27 protein-coding genes are annotated in these 24564 nt (G+C 48.2%); 8 read left to right on the top strand and 19 right to left on the bottom strand.

From position 1 onward, the window contains the following. Positions 1–32: 32 nt before the first annotated feature. Genes sufU through sufC form a run of 4 tightly spaced genes read right to left on the bottom strand, consistent with a single transcriptional unit; the run spans position 33 to position 3791 of the window. Positions 33–470: a Fe-S cluster assembly sulfur transfer protein SufU gene (gene sufU / locus AB432_RS24995; RefSeq protein ID WP_007726380.1), complete on the bottom strand. Its 438-nt coding sequence runs from the start codon at positions 468–470 to the stop codon at positions 33–35. Further along, on the bottom strand, positions 457–1683 hold the full coding sequence (locus AB432_RS25000) for a cysteine desulfurase (protein ID WP_048034590.1): 1227 nt from the start codon (positions 1681–1683) through the stop codon (positions 457–459). The genes sufU and AB432_RS25000 overlap by 14 nt, the downstream gene beginning before the upstream one ends. After that, the gene (gene sufD / locus AB432_RS25005; RefSeq protein WP_048034591.1) at positions 1683–2981 is read right to left on the bottom strand and encodes a Fe-S cluster assembly protein SufD; all 1299 of its coding nucleotides are present in this window, start codon (positions 2979–2981) and stop codon (positions 1683–1685) included. The genes AB432_RS25000 and sufD overlap by 1 nt, the downstream gene beginning before the upstream one ends. Before the next feature lie 21 nt (positions 2982–3002). Next, on the bottom strand, positions 3003–3791 hold the full coding sequence (gene sufC, locus AB432_RS25010) for a Fe-S cluster assembly ATPase SufC (protein WP_047073088.1): 789 nt from the start codon (positions 3789–3791) through the stop codon (positions 3003–3005). Positions 3792–4074: 283 nt separating this feature from the next. Between sufC and AB432_RS25015 the strand changes: the two genes are divergently transcribed. Together AB432_RS25015 and AB432_RS30590 are read left to right on the top strand one after the other, a co-directional pair. Further along, positions 4075–4443 carry a stalk domain-containing protein gene (locus tag AB432_RS25015; protein ID WP_048034592.1) on the top strand — a complete coding sequence of 123 codons (369 nt, stop codon included), beginning with the start codon at positions 4075–4077 and terminating at the stop codon, positions 4441–4443. Between the two features lie 38 nt (positions 4444–4481). Next, a complete protein-coding gene (locus tag AB432_RS30590) occupies positions 4482–4655 on the top strand; it encodes a hypothetical protein (protein ID WP_162630267.1) in 174 nt (57 codons plus the stop codon). Positions 4656–4757: 102 nt separating this feature from the next. On the opposite strand, the gene pckA is transcribed toward AB432_RS30590, so the two are convergent. From pckA to AB432_RS25045, 5 genes are all read right to left on the bottom strand, one after another. Further along, complete coding sequence (pckA, locus tag AB432_RS25020; RefSeq protein WP_048034593.1) at positions 4758–6341, bottom strand: phosphoenolpyruvate carboxykinase (ATP); 1584 nt, start codon at positions 6339–6341, stop codon at positions 4758–4760. A gap of 292 nt (positions 6342–6633) precedes the next feature. Further along, entirely contained in the window at positions 6634–7776 is a 1143-nt protein-coding gene (locus AB432_RS25025; protein WP_048034594.1) for a M20 peptidase aminoacylase family protein, read from the bottom strand. Positions 7777–7834: 58 nt separating this feature from the next. Further along, the gene (locus AB432_RS25030) at positions 7835–8176 is read right to left on the bottom strand and encodes an SCP2 sterol-binding domain-containing protein (RefSeq protein ID WP_048034595.1); all 342 of its coding nucleotides are present in this window, start codon (positions 8174–8176) and stop codon (positions 7835–7837) included. Positions 8177–8664: 488 nt separating this feature from the next. Next, positions 8665–9057 (bottom strand): VOC family protein, encoded by a 393-nt coding sequence (locus AB432_RS25040; protein WP_007726371.1) that lies wholly within the window; start codon positions 9055–9057, stop codon positions 8665–8667. Positions 9058–9079: 22 nt separating this feature from the next. After that, positions 9080–9520: a hypothetical protein gene (locus AB432_RS25045; RefSeq protein ID WP_017251440.1), complete on the bottom strand. Its 441-nt coding sequence runs from the start codon at positions 9518–9520 to the stop codon at positions 9080–9082. Positions 9521–9826: 306 nt separating this feature from the next. Here AB432_RS25045 and AB432_RS25050 point away from each other — a divergent pair, with 306 nt between their 5' ends. Beyond that, positions 9827–11881, top strand: a complete 2055-nt coding sequence (locus AB432_RS25050; protein WP_048034596.1) for a methyl-accepting chemotaxis protein — start codon at positions 9827–9829, stop codon at positions 11879–11881. Positions 11882–11935: 54 nt separating this feature from the next. On the opposite strand, the gene gcvH is transcribed toward AB432_RS25050, so the two are convergent. The 7 genes from gcvH to AB432_RS25085 form a co-directional block, all read right to left on the bottom strand. Beyond that, positions 11936–12316, bottom strand: coding sequence for a glycine cleavage system protein GcvH (gene gcvH / locus AB432_RS25055; RefSeq protein ID WP_047073101.1), 381 nt, complete (start codon positions 12314–12316; stop codon positions 11936–11938). Between the two features lie 59 nt (positions 12317–12375). Next, a complete protein-coding gene (locus AB432_RS25060; protein WP_048034597.1) occupies positions 12376–12828 on the bottom strand; it encodes a redoxin domain-containing protein in 453 nt (150 codons plus the stop codon). A gap of 33 nt (positions 12829–12861) precedes the next feature. Then, positions 12862–14052 carry an aminotransferase class I/II-fold pyridoxal phosphate-dependent enzyme gene (locus AB432_RS25065; RefSeq protein WP_048034598.1) on the bottom strand — a complete coding sequence of 397 codons (1191 nt, stop codon included), beginning with the start codon at positions 14050–14052 and terminating at the stop codon, positions 12862–12864. Next, entirely contained in the window at positions 14049–14414 is a 366-nt protein-coding gene (locus AB432_RS25070) for an arsenate reductase family protein (RefSeq protein WP_048034599.1), read from the bottom strand. Before AB432_RS25070 ends, AB432_RS25065 begins: the two co-directional genes overlap by 4 nt. Before the next feature lie 58 nt (positions 14415–14472). Continuing rightward, positions 14473–15321, bottom strand: a complete 849-nt coding sequence (locus tag AB432_RS25075) for a hypothetical protein (RefSeq protein ID WP_048034600.1) — start codon at positions 15319–15321, stop codon at positions 14473–14475. 83 nt (positions 15322–15404) lie between these two features. Beyond that, a complete protein-coding gene (locus AB432_RS25080) occupies positions 15405–15596 on the bottom strand; it encodes a hypothetical protein (protein ID WP_048034601.1) in 192 nt (63 codons plus the stop codon). 47 nt (positions 15597–15643) lie between these two features. Further along, complete coding sequence (locus tag AB432_RS25085; protein WP_048034602.1) at positions 15644–16456, bottom strand: DUF2797 domain-containing protein; 813 nt, start codon at positions 16454–16456, stop codon at positions 15644–15646. A 141-nt stretch (positions 16457–16597) separates the two neighbouring features. Here AB432_RS25085 and AB432_RS25090 point away from each other — a divergent pair, with 141 nt between their 5' ends. Next, on the top strand, positions 16598–17299 hold the full coding sequence (locus AB432_RS25090) for a polysaccharide deacetylase family protein (RefSeq protein ID WP_007726352.1): 702 nt from the start codon (positions 16598–16600) through the stop codon (positions 17297–17299). 58 nt (positions 17300–17357) lie between these two features. Here AB432_RS25090 and AB432_RS25095 read toward each other — a convergent pair whose 3' ends face one another. Continuing rightward, positions 17358–18086: an amino acid ABC transporter ATP-binding protein gene (locus AB432_RS25095; protein WP_082195996.1), complete on the bottom strand. Its 729-nt coding sequence runs from the start codon at positions 18084–18086 to the stop codon at positions 17358–17360. A 203-nt stretch (positions 18087–18289) separates the two neighbouring features. Here AB432_RS25095 and sppA point away from each other — a divergent pair, with 203 nt between their 5' ends. The 4 genes from sppA to AB432_RS30595 all read left to right on the top strand — a co-directional run bounded on the left by sppA (position 18290) and on the right by AB432_RS30595 (position 21130). Further along, on the top strand, positions 18290–19255 hold the full coding sequence (gene sppA, locus AB432_RS25100; protein ID WP_048034603.1) for a signal peptide peptidase SppA: 966 nt from the start codon (positions 18290–18292) through the stop codon (positions 19253–19255). A gap of 29 nt (positions 19256–19284) precedes the next feature. Beyond that, complete coding sequence (locus AB432_RS25105) at positions 19285–19776, top strand: RDD family protein (RefSeq protein WP_048034604.1); 492 nt, start codon at positions 19285–19287, stop codon at positions 19774–19776. A gap of 118 nt (positions 19777–19894) precedes the next feature. Then, positions 19895–20905 carry a CAP domain-containing protein gene (locus tag AB432_RS25110; protein WP_048034605.1) on the top strand — a complete coding sequence of 337 codons (1011 nt, stop codon included), beginning with the start codon at positions 19895–19897 and terminating at the stop codon, positions 20903–20905. A 42-nt stretch (positions 20906–20947) separates the two neighbouring features. Next, a complete protein-coding gene (locus AB432_RS30595; protein ID WP_048034606.1) occupies positions 20948–21130 on the top strand; it encodes a hypothetical protein in 183 nt (60 codons plus the stop codon). Positions 21131–21259: 129 nt separating this feature from the next. Here AB432_RS30595 and AB432_RS25115 read toward each other — a convergent pair whose 3' ends face one another. Then, positions 21260–22444, bottom strand: a complete 1185-nt coding sequence (locus AB432_RS25115; RefSeq protein WP_048034607.1) for an MFS transporter — start codon at positions 22442–22444, stop codon at positions 21260–21262. A gap of 28 nt (positions 22445–22472) precedes the next feature. Next, entirely contained in the window at positions 22473–24557 is a 2085-nt protein-coding gene (locus AB432_RS25120; protein ID WP_048034608.1) for an ABC transporter ATP-binding protein, read from the bottom strand. Positions 24558–24564: the final 7 nt, after the last annotated feature.

Here is a 24564-nt window from a genome sequence, read left to right on the forward strand (position 1 = left end):
CACTCCTTCTTGTTCATGTCCCTTACCCATCACTATTCCTGCTCCGCCTGTTTGACACCTTGCTCCAATGCTTTCCAAGCCAATGTCGCGCACTTGATTCGCGCTGGGAACTTGGCTACGCCAGACAAGGCTTCGATATCACCAAGATCAATCGAGTCATCGATTTCTTTGCCTTGCATCATATCGGAGAATTTTTGCGACAGCTCCAGTGCTTCTGCTACTGGCTTGCCTTTGACAGCATCCGTCATCATGGATGCAGATGACATACTGATTGAGCAGCCTTCACCGAGGAACTTCGCGTCAACCACTTTGCCATCCTCCACTTTCAAGGAGAGCGAGATGCTGTCGCCACAGGTCGGGTTATTCAAATTCACAATGAGTCCATCGGATTCTTCCAGTTTGCCGCGGTTACGCGGTTTCTGGTAGTGATCCATAATGACGCGGCGGTATAAATCATCAAGAGAAGACATTGCCGAAATACTCCTTCGTCTTCTTCAAGCCCGCGATCAGCACATCTACTTCTTCTTCTGTGTTGTACAGGTAGAAGCTTGCCCGAGCGGTAGCCGTCACATTCAGCCAACGCATCAGCGGTTGTGCGCAGTGATGACCGGCACGAACTGCGATTCCGTAACTGTCCAGCACCGTCGCCAGGTCATGCGGATGTACTGTATCCAGGTTGAATGTAATTAAACAGCTGCGGTCCTGCTGTGGGCCGTAAATCTTCAATCCTTCGATCTCGCGCATTTGTTCCATCGCGTACTTGACGAGATGTTTTTCATGACGCTCGATATTGTCCATTCCGATCTCTTCCAAAAAGTCGATTGCTGCTCCCAATCCGATAGCTCCTGCGATGATCGGAGTTCCTCCTTCAAATTTCCAAGGAAGCTCCTTCCACGTGGAATCGTACATATCCACGTAGTCGATCATTTCTCCGCCGAACTCCATCGGCTCCACACGCTCCAGCACCTCACGCTTGCCGTACAGAACACCTACGCCTGTCGGGCCAGCCATCTTATGCGCTGAAAACGTATAAAAATCGCAATCCAAATCCTGGACGTCGATTTTCTTGTGTGGAGCACCCTGCGCTCCGTCAACGAACAAAAGTGCGCCATGCTGATGGGCGATTTGAGCAATTTCCTTGATTGGAGTAGTATCCCCCAATACGTTGGAAACATGGTGAATGGCAACGAGTTTGGTATTATCTGTAATCGTTTCCTTGACCGCTTCCAGAGTAACGGTGCCGTCCTCTGCCAGCGGAATGAACTTAAAAGTCGCTCCGGTCGCCTTGGCTGCCTGCTGCCAAGGAATGAAATTGGCGTGATGCTCCACCAATGTGGTCACGATTTCATCTCCCGGCTTGAGGAACATGCGAGCATAGCCGTACGCTACCGTATTACAAGCAGAGGTCGTTCCACGCGTAAAGACGATTTCTGCGGCTTCACGGGCGTTGATGAAGGCGCGAACTTTTTCACGCGCGCCCTCGTACCCATCTGTCGCTATGTTACCCAAGGTGTGCACGCCACGGTGCACATTGGAGTTATACTCCCTGTAGTATTTATCCATCGCCTCAATAACCTGAATCGGTTTTTGAGAGGTTGCACCATTATCCAAATAAACGAGCGGATGTCCGTTTACTTCCTGGTGTAGGATGGGAAAATATTTCCGAAGCTCCTTGGCGTTCATTAGCCTAACTTCCTTTCAAGCGCTTGACGGAGTCTGTTTTTCACTTCTTCTACTGGAATCTCAGCGACAACTGGCTCCAGGAAGCCGAGAATGATCAGACGTTCTGCGCCTTGACGGGAAATACCACGAGACATCAAGTAGAAGATAGACTCTTCACTAAAACGTCCTACCGAAGCTGCGTGACCCGCTTTAACGTCATCCTCGTCGATCAACAGGATCGGGTTGGCATCACCGCGAGATTTATCGCTCAGCATCAGGATGTTTTCCGCCTGTACGCCGTTTGCCTTTTCAGCGCCTTTTTCGATTTTCGTGATACCGTTTAGGATACTCACTGCTTCATCCGTCATAACAGCCTTGCTCACCATGTCAGACTCCGTGTGCGTGCCGATATGCTGAACTTGGGAAGTGAGATTTTGGCGTTGGGAACCAGTACCTACAGAAATGGATTTGGTCTCTGCGATCGAAGCAGTTCCCTTCAGGATGGTGGTGTTGTTAGCAACAGTGTTGCCATCGTTCATCTCACCCAAAATCCATTCCATTTTTCCATCGCGCTCAACAGTTGCACGACGGAAGCTGTAGTCGTGAACGTCTACAGACAGAGAACGTACAGAAGCTACTTGCACAGATGCGCCCGCGCCTACATATACTTCAACTAGGCTGTTCGCAACCATGCTTTTGCCTTCGCCAGATACATATGTATCCACGTAGGTTACTTTGCTGTTCGCTTCTGCCACGATCAAAACATGTGGAGCCAACAGAGCGTTGTCGCCTGCGATTTCATACACAGCTTGCAGTGGAACATCTACTTCCACGTTTTTCGGAACGTAGAGGAATACGCCACCATTCACTACTGCAGTATGCAGAGCAGTCAGCTTGTGCTCATCAAGTGCGATAACGTTCAGCAAATACTTTTGCACGAGATCGCCATGTGTTTGCAGTGCATCAGCAAAGGTCGTGAAGATCACGCCTTGTGCCTTCAGCTCATCGGATACTGCTTGAAAAACGGTAGAAGCATTTTTTTGTACCAACAGGTTTTTCACGCTGTCGACATCGATTTGTGCTTTTACCAAATCGCTGAGTTCATTCGCCGCTGCCACCTTCGCAGTGGTTTGGAACGGATCGAAATCAACGGTATTCCATTTATCAATCTTCGTTTTCTCCAAGGCAGGGAGCGTCAGCTCTCCCGCCGCCTTCAGTCCAGCGAGGCGCTTTTCCAGGAACCAGGCAGGCTCCTGATTAGCTTTGGAGTACTGGGTGATCGCCTCGGAATCGAAGCGTAGCTGTACATCCACACTCATTTCACTGCTGCCTCCTTCATCCTACACGTTGGCGTTTACGGTTTCGTCCTCGATGCCGAGCTCTTCCTTGATCCAGTCGTAGCCTTCTGCCTCCAGGCGTTCAGCCAGCTCAGGACCACCGGACTTCACGATACGACCTTGCATCATGACGTGTACGAAGTCAGGCTTTACATAGTTCAGCAAACGCTGGTAGTGCGTAATAATCAAGAATCCGCGGTCTGCGGAGCGCATTTCGTTTACACCAGCTGCAACGATTTTCAATGCGTCGATGTCCAAACCGGAGTCGATTTCATCCAAAATACAGATGCTTGGCTCCAAGAGCATCATTTGCAGAATCTCGTTACGCTTTTTCTCACCGCCGGAGAAACCTTCGTTCAGGTAACGGTGGGAGAAAGACTCATCCATTTCCAGCGTGTTCATCTTTTTGTCCATCTCACGGATGAATTTCATCAAGGAGATTTCGTTTCCTTCGCCACGGCGTGCGTTGATCGCGGAACGCAGGAAGTCAGAGTTGGTTACACCGCTGATTTCGGACGGGTATTGCATCGCCAGGAACAGACCTGCACGTGCGCGCTCGTCTACAGCCATTTCCAACAAGTCTTCGTCATTGATCAGCACTTCGCCATCGGTTACCTCATATTTTGGGTGACCCATCAGCGTGGATGCCAATGTCGATTTACCGGTACCATTAGGTCCCATGATCGCGTGCACTTCGCCGCCCTTGATCTCCAAATTCAGGCCTTTGAGGATCTCTTTGTCCTCGATCTTGGCGCGAAGGTTTTTTATTTGCAAATGCGGTACTGCTGTCATCTGAATTCCCTCCATACACGTCAAAAGTGAGTTGGTAAATTCTCAATCCATTCTCAATAACTATCTTATAATAAGAATAATTATAAATCAAGGAATGAAACATATCTGTATTTTTTATATCATTATATTTAGAAAGTCCGTTTTTGCGCATGAATCCTTCCTAAATATTCTTGCCTCCGCTGCATTTTTCCCTTTGTAACTTTTTGACATACATTTCCCGTCTAAACTCCAGGTACTTTTTGTAAAAAAACACCACTGGATAACTGGAGAGGGATGGATCAGGTTGAAAAAGAGTAACAAGAAACTCGCAATTGGACTAGCTACTGTCTTACTACTCGTAGGTGCCACAACAGTCTTCGCAAAAACAGGTACAGAGAAAATATCTGCCCGCTTCTCCAACATTAAATTGATAGTCAATGACCAGGTCGTCAAAACGAAAGCAGAACCACTCATATATAATGGAAACGTCTATGCACCTGTAGCGACTGTTGCCAATGCACTCGGCATTAAGCAGGAATGGGATAACAAAACTGTCCGTTTCTCTGTAATAGCCGTAGCACCGGCGGGACTACTGATGGCAGCTCCATTCCAGAAGCAATTATCCAACAGGCCAAAGAAACATTACCGCTTCCTTGTGACCCTTCGAACGTAAAAGGTAGCTTGTACGATTGCTCTCCTGAGAAAGAAGTCGTGTCCAAAGGTTATGTCAATCTGACAGGAACGAGTGAGCAGGAGTCTCTCGTTATGTATCGCTATCACACTATTGAAGGGCTCCCTTCGGAAGCTTACCTGACTCTTTTCCGTCAGTCAAATGGAAAAGTTGTACCAGTCAATACTTCGAAACTTTTCGATGCCAGCGAGTAAATGTCCTATCCAAGGCCGTCAGTCACACGCTGACGGTTTTTTATATTTATCACGAAGAAAAAACGGATAGACCCATTGTCTACCCGTTTCTTTCGTATACGATTACTTTACTTTTGGACCCGCAGTTGCAATGTCTGCTGCATTCGGGAATTTCTTCTCGAAGTTCTCAATGAAGCGTGCAGCCAAATCAGACGCTTGCTTGTCATAATCTTCCTTGTTTGCCCATGTATTGCGTGGTTGCAGAACTTCAGCAGGAACGTTCGGGCAAGAAGTCGGTACTTGTACCCCGAAAATCTCGTCAGCTACATAGTCTACTTTTTCCAGCTCACCGTTCAATGCTGCTGTTACCATCGCACGTGTGTAGGACAGCTTCATACGTTGCCCAACGCCTACCGGGCCACCAGTCCAACCAGTGTTCACCAGGTATACTTGAACCTTGCGCTCGTCAATCTTCTTACCGAGCATTTCTGCATATACTACTGGATGCAGTGGCAAGAATGGAGATCCGAAGCAAGTAGAAAACTCTGTTTGCGGAGCAGTTACGCCACGCTCTGTACCGGCCATTTTGCTGGTGTAGCCAGACAGGAAGTGATACATGGCTTGCTCTTTATTCAGCTTGGAGATTGGAGGCAATACACCGAACGAATCGGCTGTCAAAAAGACGATGACATTTGGTTGCCCGCCCACGCCCGGAATCACAGCACCCGGAATTGCTTCCACTGGATACGCAGCGCGTGTATTCTCTGTATATTTGGTGCTATCGTAGTCTGCTACACGAGTCGCTTCGTTTACGTCTACATTTTCAAGTACAGTACCGAACTGGATTGCTTTCCAGATTTGCGGTTCGCCTTCTTCAGACAGCTTGACGCATTTTGCATAGCATCCGCCTTCGATATTGAACACGCCATTGTCAGACCAGCCGTGCTCATCGTCACCGATCAGGAAACGATCCGGGTCAGCAGACAGCGTTGTTTTTCCTGTACCGGACAATCCGAAGAACAGGGCAACGTCTCCGTCTTTCCCTACGTTCGCAGAGCAGTGCATCGAAAGTACGTTGCGCTCTGGAAGCAGCATGTTCATTACGCTGAAGATCGACTTTTTCATTTCGCCAGCATACTCAGTGCCACCGATCAAGACTGTCTTTTGCTCAAAGCTCAATACGATGAATGTCTCGGAGTTCGTGCCGTGTACCGCAGGATTGGCCTTGAAATTAGGGGCATAAATAACCGTGAATTCTGATTCGTGCGCAGCCAGTTCTTCTTCGGACGGACGGATGAACAACTGACGTGCGAACAGGTTGTGCCAAGCGAATTCGTTCACTACGCGGATTGGCAGACGATAGGTTGTATCTGCCCCTGCAAAGCCATCAAAGACAAACAGTTCATCTTTTGATTGTAAGTATTGGAGCACGTCTTGTTGAAGTGCTTGGAATTTTTCGGTACTGATAGGTTGGTTAACCGGACCCCAGTTGATTTTATCGTGTACGGAAGCTTCGTCCACCACAAATTTGTCCTTTGGCGAACGGCCGGTAAACTTCCCTGTTAGCGCATTGAGCGCCCCCTTATCGGTCAAAATCCCTTCGCCACGCTTCACTGCCATCTCAACAAGATTAGCTACAGGCAAGTTATGATACACTTTCGTAGCTCCAAGAATGTCAGTAAGCTTTTGAACCGTATTGGTTTCCATGTGTGAACGATCTCCTTCCCAAAATGTGTATCATTTATTGTGACTTTCTAATTGTCGCTCGATTTGTAATTAGTATATCACATTTAGCTAAATAAGCTACATAATTTTATAATCTCTTATGGATAATGTGTGAATAACCCTCCTCATGCGTATTATTCCCCAACAGCAGTATTTTGTCCACAAACCAATCAGTCTATCGGCTATCCGTGGGGTACGCAGGGACATTTTCCCCACAAAAAGAGCAACACCAAGAGTTTACTCTCTTAGTGTTGCTCTCACAAGGCATAAAGATTTACGTATTTTCAAACGTTTTTACGACTGTTTGACACAAAATCGCCACACCTTTTTCCAATGCAGAGCGGTCAAAATGCATCAGCGGATGATGCAGCCCTGGCACCAAATCACATCCAAGAGCCAGCATCGTCGCCTTGATATGAGGACGCTCCACCGTATAGTAGTGGAAATCCTCCGCTCCCGGACTGACAGGCGCCGCACGCAAATTCTCTTGACCGAGCACATCTACGATCGCACCCTCCATAAATGCCTTCGCTTGCTCATCGACCTCTGCCGCTACCATGCGTGACCCGGCCTCTACCTCTATACGTGCCTGAAAAGACTCTGCAACTCCGTCGATCATTTGACGAACTCGATTCACCAGGTCATCCATCGCCTGATTGGTCTGTGCTCGCAGATCGAGAGCAAAACGCGCCTTGTCCGGAATAATGTTGTAGCTCTCTCCCCCGGCTTGCAGCATGGTCATTTTGACGGTGGCAGGCACCATTGGATTGATATGTATATGTCCGAGTCCAGAAATAATCGCTCCCGCTACTTCTATCGCATTGATCCCGAGATGCGGTCTCGCTCCGTGCGCAGCAACTCCTGTGATTTCCCCGTAGAGAAACATGGCCGCTCCGTTGTAGATAGCAGGTCCAGCCGTTCCATGTGCCATCTCCTGAATCGGTCTTAGGTGAACACCGTACAAATAATCAATGTCATCGACGACACCCTTCTCCACCAGCTTCAATGCTCCCGTTCCTTTTTCTTCTGCTGGTTGGAACAATACTTTTAATGTTCCCGGGGGTTGATATCCAGCGGCAACCAATGCTTCTACCGTTTCCACGATCAGCGTCATATGGGCGTCATGACCGCAGGAATGATTCGCGCGCCATTCCCCGTTGACTTCTTGCCAGAGAGCATCGATATCTGTTCGCAAGCCAACAACTGGCTTCCCTTCGCCCCATTCAGCTACTAATCCTGTACAATCGTCAAAAGTCGTGACACGCAGTCCCAAGGCACGCATGCGTTCCGCCAAATAGCGAGTCGTTTCTACTTCCTTCCAGCTTATCTCCGGATTCTCATGCAGATGACGGAATGTTTCGGCAATAGCATCTTTACGTGCGGCAACCGTCTGTTGCAACGACATTACAGTAGACATCAAAGCGCCTCCTCCAAAACCGTTTCTTCCTATTATATCACACTGCCCAATAGACAGTTCACCGACAGGTCAGTCGCAAAATGGCATCGAGCTTCAATTGGTCGCGCAATGGCCCTACTATTTGCACCTTTTCTTTGGCGAGAGCATAGACGAGCTCATCGCCGCCGAATAGCATGTGCATTTGTTTTTCCTCTCCCCTGATGATCAGATCGGCAGGCTGCTCTTCTGTCCATACCTCCCAGGATGCAACGCCTTTTGCTATTGTCAATTGCCACTGTGACGGTGAATCATCCACTACAATTCTGATTCTGCGCTCCCATCCTGCTGTTATGAATCGCAAGTGTGCTTTTCCTTGCAGTCGCTCGCCCAGTTCAAAAAACAGTCTGCCCATTCCGATCATCTGCACGCCACCCCTCTCTTCCCAATTGGGTTCGTGGCCTGTCAGGTCGAATCCTTTGGCGAGGAATGAGAGGCGCTGTCGGCTGTTGTCAGGGGGAGCATCTTTTTCTCGACATTGTTAGAAAGGCCGTTTGAGTCAGCATAGTGGAGGAGAAGAAAAAGCACAGTTCTCTTCGACTCTGACACGCCAACAAGGGGGATTGACTGGTCGTCTCCACTTAAAAAAGGGGACCGTCGAGCCAAAGCCACCCTACGGGCGGACGTTTCTCAGGGAAGAAGTGTTCGACAACCGGGTCCCCTTTTTTACGTTCCGACTGGGAAGGCGTTGTCAAGGTCTACGAGCCCTGTGCTTTTTCTTCTCACCAGGTTTTGTGTGTTCGTCCCACCTCTTAAAACTTAGGAAGATCATCCACAACCTTTTTCAGCACCACAGCAGTAAGATGGCAAAAACAAAAAGCATCCGCTTTACGCAGATGCTTTTCGGAAACACTACTCATCGAACTCGTCTTTATCGAGTCGCACCTCAAGGTGGTGACCATCGGGTGTCTCAAAATACAAATTATAGCTAGTAGGCTGTGTAATTGGGCCACGATAGCAAATATTCTCTGCCTCCAGCTTATCGACCAGATAGTCCAGCTCGGCTCGGCTCTGCACAGAGAAGGCGAGATGATCGACCTGCCCTACGCCGCCTTTCCCAGCTTCCCCGCCATGAGGATGAAGACCGATCCGTGTGTATGTGCCAATTTGAAAGTAGACAGGTGCTCCTTCCGTCATATTCTCTTCCGGGATAGGGACTTCCAAAATGTCCTTAAAAAAACGAGCTACCTTCACCACATCACTACAGTTCAATGCGATGTGGTGAACGGCTTTCAAATGAAACATTCACACTGCCTCCCACGTCAACTCAGGTCATGCGTTCTTGTGCGACATTAGCTTTTCTTTTATTGTACTGCTTCAATCGCTCGCTTAACCGTCTTAAACGAATCATCAATGCTTCCCGCCAGTCGTCATCCTGTAACTCCTTGGCGACCCCGAGCAGATCAAGTGAAATATCGATCTGCTGCTTTAATACTTCGGCGAAGCTGGCCGCTTCATCCGTCATGGTACAATTCTCAAACAACTCGGATGTATTGTCAACACTCACAAAGTCAGCAAAATCCACTTCTGGAGCCTGATCTCCCTGAGCATATTCTACTAAAATTTCGTATTCTCCCTCAATACCGGGATGAACCTCAATTCTGTCACATACAGGACAAAACATGATCGGGACATTGTGTACAAGCGTTTTATAATGACGGACTGAGCCTACGGAACCTACCATTCCAGCACCACAACAAAAACTCATATAGTCTCCCTCCCTATTCGCCAAATGAAACGTCCATGTCCGTTTTTTGGTCGAAACTTTGTCTGTATCCGCATTGTAGCCTATTTGCCCACTAACACTCCACCCGCAAATGATACCAATGAAGGAAATCGCATAAAGATTTGGTTTATCCATTTTACTCGATTTACTTAGATCCCTGCAACATTTTCTGATTAGTATGAATATTTTCCCTCGTTTGCCTAAATCCATCATACAAGATAGTCTTAATCTATCCGATAATAAGGAATAATAATCATTTTAGCAAAACTTCAAAAGGAGAGCGGTTCCATGTTTCGTTTCAAAAGTCTTCGTGCTCGAACACTGACCATTACCCTGCCTGTCATTATTTTGACTCTTTTGCTCGTCGTGGGTATCGGTTTCTGGTTCTCTGTCGACCAACTCAATCGGGAAATTGAGGACAAAATGAATTATCAACTAGATATGGTCGGCAGTAATGTGGAAAAGCAACTGGAAGCCCATAGCAAGGTAACGCTGAGTATGGCTCGCTTTATTGAGATGGGTCCTGTTACACATTCGCTGGAGCAGTTAAATTCCCTGCTGTCCAAAACTGTTCTTATTAATGATACGACGGTTGGAATGGGAATTTTCATGGAACCTTACGCTTTTGACCCGAACAAGAAACTCGTTGCTACTTACGGGGCAAAGACCGACGGCAAGGTTACCATTACAGCTGAGTACAGCAGCGATTCCTATAACTATCCAAATCAAGACTGGTACAAGGTCGGTATTTCGACCAAGAAGGAAACCGATTATTCCGAGCCGTACTTTGACGAGGTTTCCAAGGTCTCCATGGTGACGGTAGTCGCTCCTTTTTACACGCCGGATAAAAAGCTTCTGGGTGTAGCCACAGACGATATTACACTCACTGACGTGGAAAAGCTCGTCTCCAGTACAAAAGTAGGTGAAACGGGCTGGGCCTTTTTGGTGGATCAAAAAGGGAGATACCTCGCTCATCCTCAAGCAGACAAGCTGATGAATCATTCCGTTCAATCTGACGATAATGCTTCCTTGGCAGCAATAGGTCCTTCTCTTCTAGAAGAGAAGTCAGGAATGAAGACGTTTAACGATGAAAACGGGATCAATCGTGTTTACTTTCAAGAGTTAGGTGATACAAACTGGACAATCGCTCTCGTGATGCCAGAAAAGGAAATTGCCGATCCACTCTACGACTTGTTCTTTGAGCTTTGTATGGTGAGTCTGATCGGTCTGTTGATCATGATTGCTGTCATTTATTACTTCAGCAAATACTTGACCAAACAAATCGATCGCGCCAACCAGCTGGCGCATGCCCTCTCCAATGGCGATTTTACCGCTTCCATGGATATTCAGACTGCCGACGAGATGGGGGTTATGGCAAATCGCTTCAACTCCATGACGGCAACCTTGTGCGAAACGCTGGGTCAAGTCAGCTTCAACGCTCAGCAGGTCGCTGCTACGTCTGAGCAATTGATGGCAAGTGCGGAACAGACGAGCAAAGCAACAGAGCAAATCGCACAATCCGTTCAAGAAATTGCCTACGGTACGGAGCAGCAAGTGGATGCGACTGTTCAAGGCTATGAAGTCATCAACGAGATTGCCGTACACATCGAAGAGATGGAAAAAGGCATTGAGGATGTAAATCTCTCTACACAAGAAGCGAACCGCCAAGCCACAGATGGCAATCAGATGGCAGCCAAAACAGTCGAGCACATGAATGTAATCCATAGTCAAATGGCCAAGACTTCTACCATTGTCAATACGCTAGGCCAACGCTCCCAAGAGATTGGAGAAATGATCTCACTCATCACGACGATCGCCAATCAAACCAACCTGCTTGCTCTGAACGCCGCTATTGAAGCGGCTCGCGCCGGAGAACAAGGACGAGGCTTTGCAGTTGTAGCCGACGAGGTGCGCAAACTGGCTGAGCAGTCGAGCTCAGCCGCCGAGCAGGTCAGTCACATCGTTACCGTGATTCAGCAGGATACAGGCTCAGCGATCGCGGCAATGAATCATGGCTCTTCTATTTTGGGAGAAGGCATGACTCTCGTTCGCTCAACAGGAAATGCTTTTGAGCAAATTACTGGCTCCACATCGGAGCTGCTCGTCCGCATGAATGAAGTGACAACGGAAATGAGCAAGATCAGTCAGCAAATGCAAACGATTGTATCCGCCATTACCCATATTACACAAATCGCAGAACAATCAGCCGGCAACTCTCAAACGGTTGCAGCAGCAGCGGAAGAACAAACCGCTTCCATGGAGGAAATCTCTTCGGCTGCAACAATGCTGGCGAAAATGGCAGAAGAGCTTAATGATGCAGTACGAACATTCAAGCTGGAGTAGTCCGTCCAGCAATAAAGAAAAGCCGGAGCACAAAAGCCCCGGCTTTTTTGTTTCCTATTCTTTTACCATCGCTTCGTATTTGTCTGCATCCATCAGCTTGTCCAACTCAGCCGTATCAGACAATTCGACGACGATCATCCATGCTTGCTCGTATGGCGAGGAGTTAACCAGTTCAGGTGCATCTTCCAGTTCGCCATTTACTTCTACTACTTTACCAGTTACAGGAGCGTACAGTTCAGAAACGGTTTTTACCGATTCCACGCTGCCAAACGGCTCATCCTGTTGGATTGTCGCGCCTACCTCAGGCAACTCGACAAACACGATGTCACCCAGCTCTGATTGAGCAAAAGAAGTGATTCCGATGTACGCCTTGTTTCCTTCTACTCGCACCCACTCATGCTCTTCACTGTAACGTAGATTTTTCGGGAATTCCATCGTTTACATATCCTCCTATCGGGTACAATCCATTACACATACATAATTAGACGAACATTCTAGGATTCCTCTTCGATCCCCAAAATTCTGAACAAGCGTTTTTTTACCAGTTGGAGCCCCTTCTCTCCTGCCTGAAAATGACGTAACTGAAGAGCCTCGTCAAACAAATAAAAAGCGGGGACGTATTCATTCTGGAATGCATCGACTGTCTCTCTATCATTATCGATTGCAATAGGGTGTGTCAAATGTTGTTCTGCAATCGCCTTCTTGATCATCTCGATGTCTGTATCTTTTTCCGATTGAGGGATATGAATTCCAATGACCTTCAAACCGTTAGCAGCGTATTGATCTCGCCATTCGTTCATGCTTGGCATTGATTCCTTGCACATGTAACAACTGACGGACCAAATATGCACCAAGACTGGACTTCCAACTAAATCAGCTTTGGTTACCTGCCCGTTGATCCACTCCGTAATCCCAGGAAAGTCAGGCATTTCTTCGCGCAAACGCATGAAAGCTCATCCCCTCTATTTTAACTTCAACCGCTACACGCTTGCTTCCATGTGAAGAATCCCGGATTGATCGATGGCAGCCACAGCCTCTAAAAGGATCTCGGGAGGTTGGACGAGAGCAATTCGAACATACCCTTCTCCTTCTTCACCGAAGGCACTTCCCGGAACGACCACGACTCCGGCTTTCTCCAGTAAAGCAAAGGCAAACTCTCGTGACGTCCAACCATTCGGTACTGCTGCCCAGACGAACATGGTCGCCTTTGGAGATGGAATGCTCCACCCTGCCTTTGCCAATGCCCCCAGCAACACATCACGCCGTTCCTGATAGACAGGCGCAACCGTGTTTTTCCCACCCGATTCCCGATCCTTTCGCAAAGCCTCAATGGCCATTTGCTGTACAGGCAAAAAGACACCGTAATCGATATTGGATTTCACAATCGCAAGCGGCTTGATGATGTCTGCATTTCCTACAACGTAAGCGATCCGGCAACCTGCCATGTTGAAGCTCTTGGAAAACGAGTTACATTCAATTCCCACTTCCTTCGCTCCTGGCACTTGCAAAAAGCTCGGCGCTTGGTAGCCGTCAAACACCATCTCCGAATAGGCCAAATCATGAACCACAATAATGTCAAACCGCTTGGCAAAAACCACGACCTCTTCAAAAAAGGCAAGGGTAGCGACCGCGGAAACCGGATTATTCGGATAGTTCAGAATCATAAACGTTGCACGAGCCGCTATCTCCTCTGGAATGTCTGTCAGCTTTGGCAAAAATTCATTTTCTGCCCGCAAAGGCATCCGGTAAGGTACCGCTCCCGCCAAATGAACGCTGCCTTCGTAGATCGGATACCCAGGATCAGGTACGAGGACGATATCTCCAGGATCGGTCCATGCCAAAGCAAAGTGAGCCAAACCATCCTGGGACCCCATCAAGGAATGTACCTCCCCATCTGGTGCCAACTCCACCCCAAAACGATATTGATACCAGCGGGCGACCTCTTCCCGGAAGGCCGCCGTTCCATCGCTCAATGGATAGCGAAAAGCAGTTGGTTGCTGGATGGAATGGATTAACGTTTGCAATAGCTTCTCGTCAGGCTGCTGATCAGGACTGCCGATGCTCAAGTCGTATACCGTTCTTGTTTTGGCAACCTCCCTTTTGCGAGCCTCCATCTCTGAAAAAATATCGGCGGAAAGATGGTTCAGTCTTTTAGAAGGTTGGCGCATCATGCCTTCCCTCCCCAAGCCTTCTCCAGTTCTTCTTCTTTGAAACCAAGGGTTACAGTACGATCGCTAGCGATAAGAGGCCGTTTGATCAGTTTGCCATTGGAAGCCAATAGCTCAAGCATTTCATCCTCGGTCATCGTAGGAAGCTTGTCCTTCAAGCCAAGCTCGCGGTAATGAACACCACTCACATTGAAAAACTTGCGCAAGTCGAGACCGCTTGTCTGCCAAATTTGGCGCAGCTCTTCTTTGGACGGCGGGGCATCTACAATCGGAATTTCTTCGAAGCCAATATTTTGATCCGTGAGCCATTTTTTCGCTTTCCGGCAAGTATCACATTTGTTGTATAGGTAGGCTTTCATCGTCATATGTATTTCCTCACTTTTGGTTTATGTCGTTGTTTCTTTCATTGTAAAAGAAGTACACCTAGCGTACAACGGTTACCGTATTGTAAAACGTCACGTCAGATTCTGTAGTTTCCGGCACTTCAATCAGCAAGTAGTTATTAAGTATGGAACGATCTGCCCCTTCTCCAAATTCATATGTTTGATAATGGACGAGCATTTCTTCCACCCAGATTCTAATTCCCTCAATCTCCACCGAATCTGTTTCGCTCTGGGATGATTTGATCAAGAGATAGGTTTTGCCGTTTAGAGCGGTGTGAAATGTATGGCCCTGACTGTTTTGAATAAGCGGCTTCGCCCACGCTCGGATTTGCAAATCGGCTTCGGCTAGCTCCATCACACGATAGGTTGGATACATATCTTCCGGCAGCAGATCTTGCTCTTGCTCCACATCCGTCCTATATCCAGCCGTCATGTTATACCCTTCTACCGTCCACATTTGCCGATGATTACTCCTTTTTTTCATCCTCACCTCGTACAGCATGCCGTCTGTCGTCGCTACAAGAATTCTCCTGGGATTTAATTGACTGCCTATCGTTTGAAAGCTCTCGATTTCCGTTTTCAACTCACTCTGCACAAAACGGCGGAGAACTTTTTTGTAGTTATGGTTGTCCGGATCGTTTTGCATTTGTAACAGCTCAGCTTCGTTATACTCGAGGCCTACACCCTTGTCGTCTGTCCACTCAAACGCTTCCACAACGGCGTCACGGTCCACCAACCTCTGACTCGCCTGTTTGGTAGTAACCGGCGTTTCAAGTGCCGCTTTTTTCGTATTCATATTTCCGATCTGCTTTGCCCCGACTTCGTACATCCCCCACATGCAACCGATTTGCACCATCGCTACCCAAAAAGAATGCAACCAGACTTGCATACCTCTGCCTCCTCACGTATTCACCGTGCTAAACAAAAACGACAGCCATCCTTGTCTTCTGGCTGTCGTTCATACGTAAGCTGCTATTGCGGCATGTTGCTTTCATTGCGCCTGCTTTTCGCAGTCTCTTCTTCATTCGTCCGAGCATCCGGATCTACCTGCCACATTTGCGAAAGTGGCGAATAGGGCACCCCTAGTTGCTTGGCATTCTGGTCTTCCACAGCCTCAGCCAGTGTCCCGGTTAACGGCATGGTGTACTCAATGTGCTCATCCATCTGCCCATCCTCCTTCACATGTCCTAGTGTGAGGAGTTTGCACGTCATTATGCAGATGGTTTCGCTTTGATCTCCACTTGGTAGCCAGCGTGCTTTCTCGCCTGGAATACACCATTATCAAAGATCAAATACTGTGCTTTCACACCGATCAATCGACCGCCGAGCTGTTCTTCTTTATCAAGTGACTTGGAATTGATTTTATCCAGTGACTCCAAGATCGGATAGGCAATATCTACCCATTCGTCCTCGCGATATTGGAATGCTTTAAACTGTTCAGGAAAATGACCGTACACTTCGTCACGCATGGCGAGCAAGTCGATTTCCTTCACATCTCCTTTAAGCATTTTGCGCCAGTTGGTCTTGTCCGGCAAAAACTGGCTCAAGTGGAATTCTAACTCCCCAGCCATTCGACGAGTCGGAACCTCCGCAATCGGAATCGCGCGAATTGCGCCTTGATCCACCCAGCGTCTCAATTCATTATGCTTGCGAGTCAATCCTACCTTTATATCACTTGACACTGCCAGATAGACAAAATGAGGAATCATGCAATATCTCTCGCCGAAGCTCTCGTCCCGGCAAGTCCCCAAGTCAAAATGACATTCATGCGGCTTGACGATGCATAAGTCATTTTCCGGCAGTTTGGTAAAACAGGGATAGCAATACCCGCTGTTAAACGTCTTGTTTGTTTTGCGGCCACAGGCAATGCAATTTTTTTCGCCTAAAAACGAAATCGTCAATTCACTGCCCAGCCATTCATTAAGCGGAAGGCGATCTTCACCGATATTCAAATAGTAGTCTACCGGCTTGTCCCCTCCATGGTACTCGTGTGTTAGTCCTTGCAAAATACCGCGGAGTTCCACCAAACTCTCTCCTCTCCTATGTACGGTTCTTCCATTTTAACATAATCGCCACCTACTCTGACCGCTGTTTTCTTTTGGTAGCATGTTTTCCCTGGCAGGAGGTGAACCTAATCACATCCCAGAAGAAGGAGGCGATTGTTCATGCGCAAATGCATACGGTACGCTTTGCTTTTCGCCTGCCTTCTTGGCTACGGCACCCTACCTGCTTTTGCCCAGCAAACACTGCCTTCGTATGAGCCGATCCACAGAATTGACACAGAGAAAAAGGTCGTCGCTCTCACTTTTGATGATGGGCCGGATGCTATCTATACGCCCAAAATTCTTGAAGTGCTGCATCAGTACAATGTTCGCGCTACGTTTTTTGTCCTTGGCTCCCAAGTGGACAAGCATCCAAAGGTCATGCAGTGGATTTACAAGGCTGGGCATGAAATCGGCAACCACGGCTACCACCATTTTGATCTGAACAAGCTGACCGAGCATGAAGTGTACGAAGAAATCAAGCATGCAGAACGCTCCATTTTGAAAACGACCGGCATTTTGGCGCAATACTACCGTCCTCCCTACGGCATCCTGACACATGACGTCATGAATGCGGTTCAGTCCAGTGGCTACGACATCATTCACTGGTCGATTGATCCTCGTGATTGGTCTTTGGCACGCACGGCTAACGTCATTGCCAAAAGCGTAAAGAGCAATGTCTCCTCCGGGGATATCATCCTGTTTCATGATGGGGGTCTAAACCAACGGCAAACAGTCGCTGCACTCCGGGAGCTCATCACAGATTTGCGTTCGCAGGGCTATCGATTTGTCACCGTCAGTCAACTGTTGGATGCAGCAAAATAACACGGCACCAGTGCCTCGTTTTCCTGAATCGAAACGAAGCAACTGGTGCCCTTCTTTTTTACGCCAATACCTTGCCCAAGAACGAACTCAAGCGATCGTTAACGTTATTGCCAAAAACCTCACTGGGATGTCCTTCTGCCATGATGATACCTTGATCCATAAAAATGATTCGGTCGCCCACTTCCTTGGCAAAATTCATTTCGTGTGTCACGATCACCATTGTCATGCCTTCTTTGGCTAAATTTTTGATGACGGCAAGCACCTCACCTACCAGCTCCGGATCTAGGGCGGATGTCGGCTCATCAAACAGCATAACCTTTGGATTCATGGCAAGCGCCCTTGCGATTGCGACTCGTTGCATCTGCCCGCCAGACAGCCGCTCGGGATACACATCTGCCTTATCCTGAAGCCCAACCTTCTGTAAGAGAGCCAAGCCTTGCTTGCGGGCTTCTTCCTGGGACATTTTCTTCACTTTTACAGGGGCCAGCATGACGTTTTCCAGCACTGTTTTATGCGGAAAGAGATTAAAGCGCTGAAAGACCATCCCGACCTCTTCTCTGACTTTATTGATATCGGTCTTGGGGTCTGACAAATCATGTCCGTTGATGACAATTTTTCCGCTGCTCATTTCCTCCAACTGATTCAAGCAACGTAAAAACGTGCTCTTGCCCGAGCCAGACGGACCAATGACACAGACTACTTCCTTTTCTGCTACCTGAGTCGTAATGCCCTTCAACACTTTCAGATCGCCGTAGTTCTTCGTCAAATCCGACACCTGTATAATCATTTGTCTGTCCCCCTATTACGATAAAACAAGCTTGTAGTCCTTGTGATTACATTTTACCGCAATAGTCTAAAGATTGCATGAATTTACTGTTCAGCCCTTGGTTTCCTTCCTCGTAGACGGTCGCGTCCATCCCATTTTTTCCAGTGCTCGTTCCATGCGTAACTCTGCCCTCGACGGCTCATGCTAAGTGCGAGGTGGTTTTCATGCATCGAAAAAAGTGGGTCGCTCTCGTAATTGTACTGGTCGTTTTTCTATTCGGGCTTTTGGTGGAGGGTATTTACGGGACTTATACAGATCTCGTCGACCATCCTGGGTTCGCTTGGGAAGAAAATGTGGTATCGGGGTATGGCAACAGCAAAGTTGTACAACTCTTTGTGAACGGCATTATTTCGGGGCAACAAAATAGCTCTGGACTGCCTTCGATGACGGAACTATTGACTGAACAGCTCCGCCGAATTGAAGAGGATCAGATGGTGAAAGCCGTGGTCCTTCGCATTGATAGTCCAGGTGGAGAGGTCGTCGCCACAGATGAACTACACAGACGCTTGCTACGGCTCAAGCAGGTTCGCAATCTTCCCATTGTCGTCAGCATGGGTTCCACAGCAGCCTCAGGCGGTTATTACTTAGCCACAACAGGCGATGCGATTTTTGCCAATCCCAACACACTGACCGGTAGTCTCGGGGTCATTTTCAACCTGTTTAACTATAGTGAAGCTGCGAACAAGCTGGGTGTACATCAATACGCGATCAAAAGCGGGCGCTTCAAGGATATTGGCAGTCCAGCCCGGCCACTGACGGACCCAGAACGGCACATTTTCCAAACACTTGTCAACGAAAGCTACAACAATTTCGTCGACGTCATCGTGAAGGGCCGCAACCTCTCCCGCCAACGCGTGCTGGAAATCGCTGACGGCCGTGTCTATTCCGGTGAGCAAGCAAAACGACTGGGGCTCATCGATGAATTCGGTGATTTGGAGGAAGCGACACGCTACGCTCTCTCTTTGTCTGGTGAAAAAGAAGCCATGGTCATTCGCTATGCAGACCAGCTCTCCATCAGCAAGCTGTTATTCAGTATGAAGCAGTACTGGTCGAATCCTGATCCGCTTGGTCTCAATCGAATATGGGACCGCCAAAGTTCACCTCGCCTCCTGTATCAGTTCATGCCCTAGCCTGTTATTACGGAAAGGAGTGGCTTATCATGAACCAGCTTCCCGACGATGAAAAAGCACATGATCCTGTATCCCATGAACCCTATCAAGAAGCCCATCCACAGCATTCGTATGCAGGCTTCTGGATTCGTGTCGTAGCCTCACTCCTTGATTCGATGTTCTTGATCGGGATTAGCTACCTCGTTTTCAATCCGTTACGGCGTGTTTTTGCCGTTCCTTACGCCTCTTTTCACTTCATCGATTTGGTAGAGGCGTTGTTTGATCTCCTCTATATGATCTTGCTGACCTGGTGGACCGGACAAACCTTGGGAAAGCTGATCACAGGCATCCGTGTCATCAGTGCAAGACAGACGCGAGGCAATCTGACAGGCGGGCAGGTATTATTGCGCGAAGTCATCGGCAAATTCCTTGCTTCACTCGTATTCGGACTGGGCTATCTATGGGTTGCATGGCACCCACGTAAGCAAGGCTGGCATGATCTGATTGCCAAAACGTATGTCATCCGGGATCGTCGACCGTAACCTCCGCTCTATAGCGGGGGTTTTTATTTTTGCATCCTTGGTCCCTATTTTTGTAGCGGCTTCCTTCCGATACCATTACCAACAAGGCAGATCCTATCCCAACCGAGGAGGAAGATACATGCGTAAACAGAAAGTAACCAGCATCCTCGCCCTGAGCCTTTCGCTAGCTCTGCTCGGCCACGTTGCCCCTGTCCTTCCTGTTTCAGCAGCATCTGCTGTCCCTCAAGCAGCAGCCGATAAAACGAATGACGTCTATAACCTTCAGCTAGGAATGAGCACAGCACAGGTCGAACAAACATTAGGCAAGCCTGCCCGCATTGATGCTAGTCATACGGGCGTGGAATGGTGGATTTACAATCAAGATTTGAACAACTACATTCAAGTCGGCATGCAAAACGGCAAGGTCGTGACGTTGTTTACCAATGGCGCCAAGCTGAATCTGAATGGCATCTCGATTGGTTCCGCTACCAAAGACCTACAAAATAGCTGGGGTGCACCGCAAAACACGTTGACGATCACACCAAGTCTGCGTATCCAAAAAAATACCCTTGCTCATCCGACCTATATCCAAAACAATCAGGCGATCACCTTCTCTATCGATCAGTTGGGTGGAAATAAGGTCACAGGAGTGCGTATCTCTACTCCAGAGCATTTTGCTACCATCGCGATTGGTTTGATGTATCCCATTTCCTATACGAAATTACCGGAACTGCCAAAACTGACAGACGCACAAATAAAGCAAGCAGCGCTTGCATACGAGAAACAAAATTTGGACTTGCTCAACGTGGCAAGGCAACGTGCCAAGCTCCCTGTTATCACTTGGGATGAACAAGTTGCAGCAGTAGCCAGAGCACACAGCCAAGACATGGCCCAGAACAACTTTTTCAACCATACCTCCCCATCTACGGGAAGTCCGTTTGATCGTTTGAAGCAAGCCGGCATTCGTTACAGCTCAGCTGGTGAAAATATTGCCTACGGCCAACTAGACGGAGTCGAAGCCCATATAAGCTGGATGAACTCCGCAGGTCATCGTCAAAACTTGCTCTCTCCAAAATTCAAGCAGCTTGGCGTTGGTATCGTTATGAAAGATGGCCGCCCGTATTTCACGCAAAATTTTGTTACTCGCTAATACTACAGCAAAAAGACACGCCATCGTCGGTGACGTGTCTTTTTGCTGTGTACACAAGAGCAAAGCTATGGCTGCGAAGTTGCATTTGTAGTGGCAGGTGCAGGTGCAGACGGTGTCGGAGCCTGGCCGTCATCTGAGAAAAACGGGATGATTACCAGACTGAGCACGAAAAATAAGATCCAGGCAATGCCTCTTCTGAAAATGCATGGTGTCAGCATCGGGTAACCCCTTCCAATCATGCTGTTCTACTTACTATTCATACGCTTCCCTCCTTGATGCCCGTTTATGCTTTTTTTGGGCAATAAAAATAAAAGCCCCGCCAAAATTCTTGGCGAAGCTTATCCATCCTTGTTTTTACCCCTGTTTTTGCAACGGCATCGAATACGTCTGTTCTTGGGTAGCTTTTTGTTTGAAAAACAGACATGCTGCCGCAAAAACAATGAGCAGTGATCCCATCAGCCAAAAGATCGTCCACGGCTCCCACACGTCCATCAACAGACCATTCACATTCGGAGCCAAAATACTGGCAACACCAAAATTGACGCCCGCGATAATTCCTGCGGTAGGAACCATCGATGCTGGTAAAATATCTGCCGAAAAAGCCAAGCCCAGCGAGTAAAAGGAACCGACTGCTGCTCCTGCTATGGCCAACAACAGCATCATCAGCCATACGTTTTCACCTGCAAACGGGAACAGGAAGAAGGCCAATCCCCCTACAAGGGCACACACGAGCATGACCTGCTTGCGTCCGATGCGGTCACTCAATGCCCCCAGCGGCATCTGCAAGATAATGCTTCCCACAACAAACGACGGAAGGATCAAGGAAACCCATTCAACGGACAAGCCGGTACGCAAGGCATAAACGGGAAAACTACCGTTGAGTGACGTCTCCATGAATCCGTACAAAAACGAAGGAATCAGCGCCAGCCAGGCAAGTCGCAAAACAAATGCATACTTGTTTTGCTTCTTTTCCGTTTGTTCAATCTGTGCAGGGAACTCATTTTTGATTCGGGATAATAATAAAAAGGCAATCAGATACAGAACGAGCAAGCCGCCAAAAGGTACCCAAATCCCCAAATGCAGCACGCTTAAGCCTAATGGACCAATACTAAAGCCCACGCCATATGCCAGCCCGTAAATGGAAAGATCGCGTCCACGATTCTCGGGAGCGGCAATCTTGGTCACCCACATCTGGCTGGCGTAATGTAAACCGCTATCGCCCACACCCATCAGTAAGCGTAGTACGAACCAGACCGCCAAATGGCTAAACATCGGGATGAGTGCTGTTGCGATTGTCACCAACAGCAACCCCCATAATATCGTGGATCGGTATCCAATCCGCCGCAGTGGGATTTCCAAAAATGGATTGACCATGACCATCCCAATATACAAGGCAGCGGCGTTGAGTCCGTTCATCACGGATGATACACCTTGTTTTTCCAATAATACCGTCAGCATCGGGATCGTCAAGCCTTGGCTTAACCCCGCAATACCAACAACCAAAATCAACACCCAAAAGGTGTAACGTGACTGTGACATGGTGTTGTTTCTCCTTCCTAGCTCCCTACTAAGCACTCTCTACGGAAGCACTCCCCTGTTGAAGCTGATACATTTTTTGATAAAGTCCATTTTGCGCCATGAGTTCATCATGTGTACCTCTCTCCATGATTTCTCCCCGGGACAAAACAAGAATCTGGTCGGCATGCTGAATCGTCGACAATCGATGTGCAATGATAAATGTCGTCCTACCTTTTGATAGTACATGCAACGCTTCCTGAATGGCTAGCTCTGTTTCGCTGTCAATGCTTGCCGTTGCTTCATCCAAGATCAGCATCGCAGGATCAGCAGCCAGTGCCCGAGCAAAAGAGATCAATTGGCGTTGGCCTGCGGATAACGTCATGCCTCGCTCGACGACTGGTTCGTCATAACCACCCGGGAGCTTGGAAATGAATTCGTCAGCACGTACGGCTTTTGCAGCCCGCTTCACTTCTTCATCCGTAATCGTATCCTTGTACATACGAATATTGAATCCAATGCTTCCCGTAAACAAGAACGGGTCCTGCAAAACGAGTCCGACATGACTGCGCAATGAGTGCGTATCAATCTGTCTCATATCTTGGCCGTCGATCAAAATGCTCCCTTTCGTCACCGGATAGAACCCGAGCAGCAAATTCATCAAAGAGCTTTTTCCCGATCCGGTGTGTCCTACCAAGGCAATCGTCTGACCAGGCTGCGCCGTAAAGGAGACGTTTTTCAAGACGTAATCGTCACCTTGATAAGCAAAAGATACGTTATCAAAAACAACCTCTCCACGCGGGCGCTCGATTTGTGCACCCGTTTCTTTCTTCTCCGTGGTCTCATCCATAATTTCGAAGACGCGCCCCGCCGAAATGGTCGCCTGCTGCATTTGTGACAACCGATTCATGATCATGTTGATTGGTTCGAAAAAACGTCCCATGTAATCGACAAAAGCAAAAAGCGCACCAAAGGAAATCGCGCTGTGGAAGGAGGTCGAGCCGTAATACCAGACGATCAGGGTCAAGGAAACTTTCCAGATCAAATCTACCGCTGGGCGCAAAAGCAAGGATTCCAGATTGATCTCTTTCATCCGCACCTTGAAGTAGTCTTCGTTTACATCAGCGAACTCCTTTTGTACACCCTTCTCCCGGCGAAAAGCCTGCACGATCGTCATGTTCTGGATCATTTCATTGATCGTTGTGTTCATATCACCGAGCTTCGCGCGAATCACCGCATAGTAGCGAGAACTGTACTTTTGATACACGTAGACTAGCAGTACGAGCACTGGCACAGTCAAAAAGCAGAAGAGAGCGAGCTCAGGCTGCAAGATGTAGAGCGCGATCAAGATTCCAATCAAATAAAGACCGTTTTGTACAAATGTGGCGAGTACACTTACATACAGCTCACGGATGGCTTCTGTATCATTGCTCACACGGGAGACGAGCGCCCCTACTGGCGTTTTGTCAAAAAAGGCAACCGGGAGCTTTTGCAAATGGATAAACAGCTTCATCCGCATTTGCTGAATGATGCGCTGAGCGATCTTTTGCAGCCACAAAATCTGGACGTAATTGAATCCAGCAGAGAGCAAGATCAGTGCTCCATAACCTACGGACAGCCAGACAATGGGCAGGACATCCCCCTGATACATCGCCTTGACTTCCTCTGCGGTCAGCCGAATGCCTGTAGAGGTCATCTTTTGACCTGATTGATCCTTCGTTGTTACCTCGAAGCGCTCCCTGCCGTTTTCTGGCGCAATCGGAGTGAATTGCTTCTGCGTGTTTGGATTCACTTTGCCAGAAACCAAGTAATAGGTCGTGCCTTCTGTCAGCACGCTTACTTCCTTTTGCTTGATACTGTCCAAAGCAAGACCCATCTTTGCTGCAACATCTTCACGAATATAGTTCGTACCGTTCAGTGAGGCGACTTGCTCCGCTGCTTGTGGTGGCACTTCGTCCAGTTGATACCAAGGCTTTTGGATCGCCAGGATGTGATTATCAATCATGACCTTGGCTAAAAAAGGACCTGCCAACTCTGCACTCGTTCCCAGCAAGAGCAGAAACAACGCGCCTAGTATTTGCTTTTGAAATGGCCTGGCGTACTCGGTCAAACGCCCCCATACATTTTCTTTGCTCATGAAACGC

The organism is Brevibacillus brevis, assembly GCF_001039275.2.
Taxonomy (GTDB): domain Bacteria; phylum Bacillota; class Bacilli; order Brevibacillales; family Brevibacillaceae; genus Brevibacillus; species Brevibacillus brevis_C.

Bases quoted from the DNA above. Each gene is read 5' to 3' on its own strand.
- sufD (WP_048034591.1), bottom strand. From the start codon at position 2,981: ATGAGTGTGGATGTACAGCTACGCTTCGATTCCGAGGCGATCACCCAG.
- AB432_RS25040 (WP_007726371.1), bottom strand. From the start codon at position 9,057: ATGTTTCATTTGAAAGCCGTTCACCACATCGCATTGAACTGTAGTGAT.
- AB432_RS25060 (WP_048034597.1), bottom strand. From the start codon at position 12,828: ATGCGTTTGCGCGAAGAAATGCCTGACTTTCCTGGGATTACGGAGTGG.
- AB432_RS25045 (WP_017251440.1), bottom strand. From the start codon at position 9,520: ATGAGTTTTTGTTGTGGTGCTGGAATGGTAGGTTCCGTAGGCTCAGTC.
- AB432_RS25115 (WP_048034607.1), bottom strand. From the start codon at position 22,444: ATGTCACAGTCACGTTACACCTTTTGGGTGTTGATTTTGGTTGTTGGT.
- AB432_RS25110 (WP_048034605.1), top strand. From the start codon at position 19,895: ATGCGTAAACAGAAAGTAACCAGCATCCTCGCCCTGAGCCTTTCGCTA.
- AB432_RS25095 (WP_082195996.1), bottom strand. From the start codon at position 18,086: ATGATTATACAGGTGTCGGATTTGACGAAGAACTACGGCGATCTGAAA.
- sufU (WP_007726380.1), bottom strand. From the start codon at position 470: ATGTCTTCTCTTGATGATTTATACCGCCGCGTCATTATGGATCACTAC.
- AB432_RS25105 (WP_048034604.1), top strand. From the start codon at position 19,285: ATGAACCAGCTTCCCGACGATGAAAAAGCACATGATCCTGTATCCCAT.
- AB432_RS25075 (WP_048034600.1), bottom strand. From the start codon at position 15,321: ATGCAAGTCTGGTTGCATTCTTTTTGGGTAGCGATGGTGCAAATCGGT.
- AB432_RS25080 (WP_048034601.1), bottom strand. From the start codon at position 15,596: ATGGATGAGCACATTGAGTACACCATGCCGTTAACCGGGACACTGGCT.
- AB432_RS25030 (WP_048034595.1), bottom strand. From the start codon at position 8,176: ATGATCGGAATGGGCAGACTGTTTTTTGAACTGGGCGAGCGACTGCAA.
- AB432_RS25050 (WP_048034596.1), top strand. From the start codon at position 9,827: ATGTTTCGTTTCAAAAGTCTTCGTGCTCGAACACTGACCATTACCCTG.
- AB432_RS25070 (WP_048034599.1), bottom strand. From the start codon at position 14,414: ATGACGATGAAAGCCTACCTATACAACAAATGTGATACTTGCCGGAAA.
- AB432_RS25120 (WP_048034608.1), bottom strand. From the start codon at position 24,557: ATGAGCAAAGAAAATGTATGGGGGCGTTTGACCGAGTACGCCAGGCCA.
- AB432_RS25090 (WP_007726352.1), top strand. From the start codon at position 16,598: ATGCGCAAATGCATACGGTACGCTTTGCTTTTCGCCTGCCTTCTTGGC.
- sufC (WP_047073088.1), bottom strand. From the start codon at position 3,791: ATGACAGCAGTACCGCATTTGCAAATAAAAAACCTTCGCGCCAAGATC.
- pckA (WP_048034593.1), bottom strand. From the start codon at position 6,341: ATGGAAACCAATACGGTTCAAAAGCTTACTGACATTCTTGGAGCTACG.
- AB432_RS25000 (WP_048034590.1), bottom strand. From the start codon at position 1,683: ATGAACGCCAAGGAGCTTCGGAAATATTTTCCCATCCTACACCAGGAA.
- AB432_RS25065 (WP_048034598.1), bottom strand. From the start codon at position 14,052: ATGATGCGCCAACCTTCTAAAAGACTGAACCATCTTTCCGCCGATATT.
- gcvH (WP_047073101.1), bottom strand. From the start codon at position 12,316: ATGGAATTCCCGAAAAATCTACGTTACAGTGAAGAGCATGAGTGGGTG.
- sppA (WP_048034603.1), top strand. From the start codon at position 18,290: ATGCATCGAAAAAAGTGGGTCGCTCTCGTAATTGTACTGGTCGTTTTT.
- AB432_RS25025 (WP_048034594.1), bottom strand. From the start codon at position 7,776: ATGTCTACTGTAATGTCGTTGCAACAGACGGTTGCCGCACGTAAAGAT.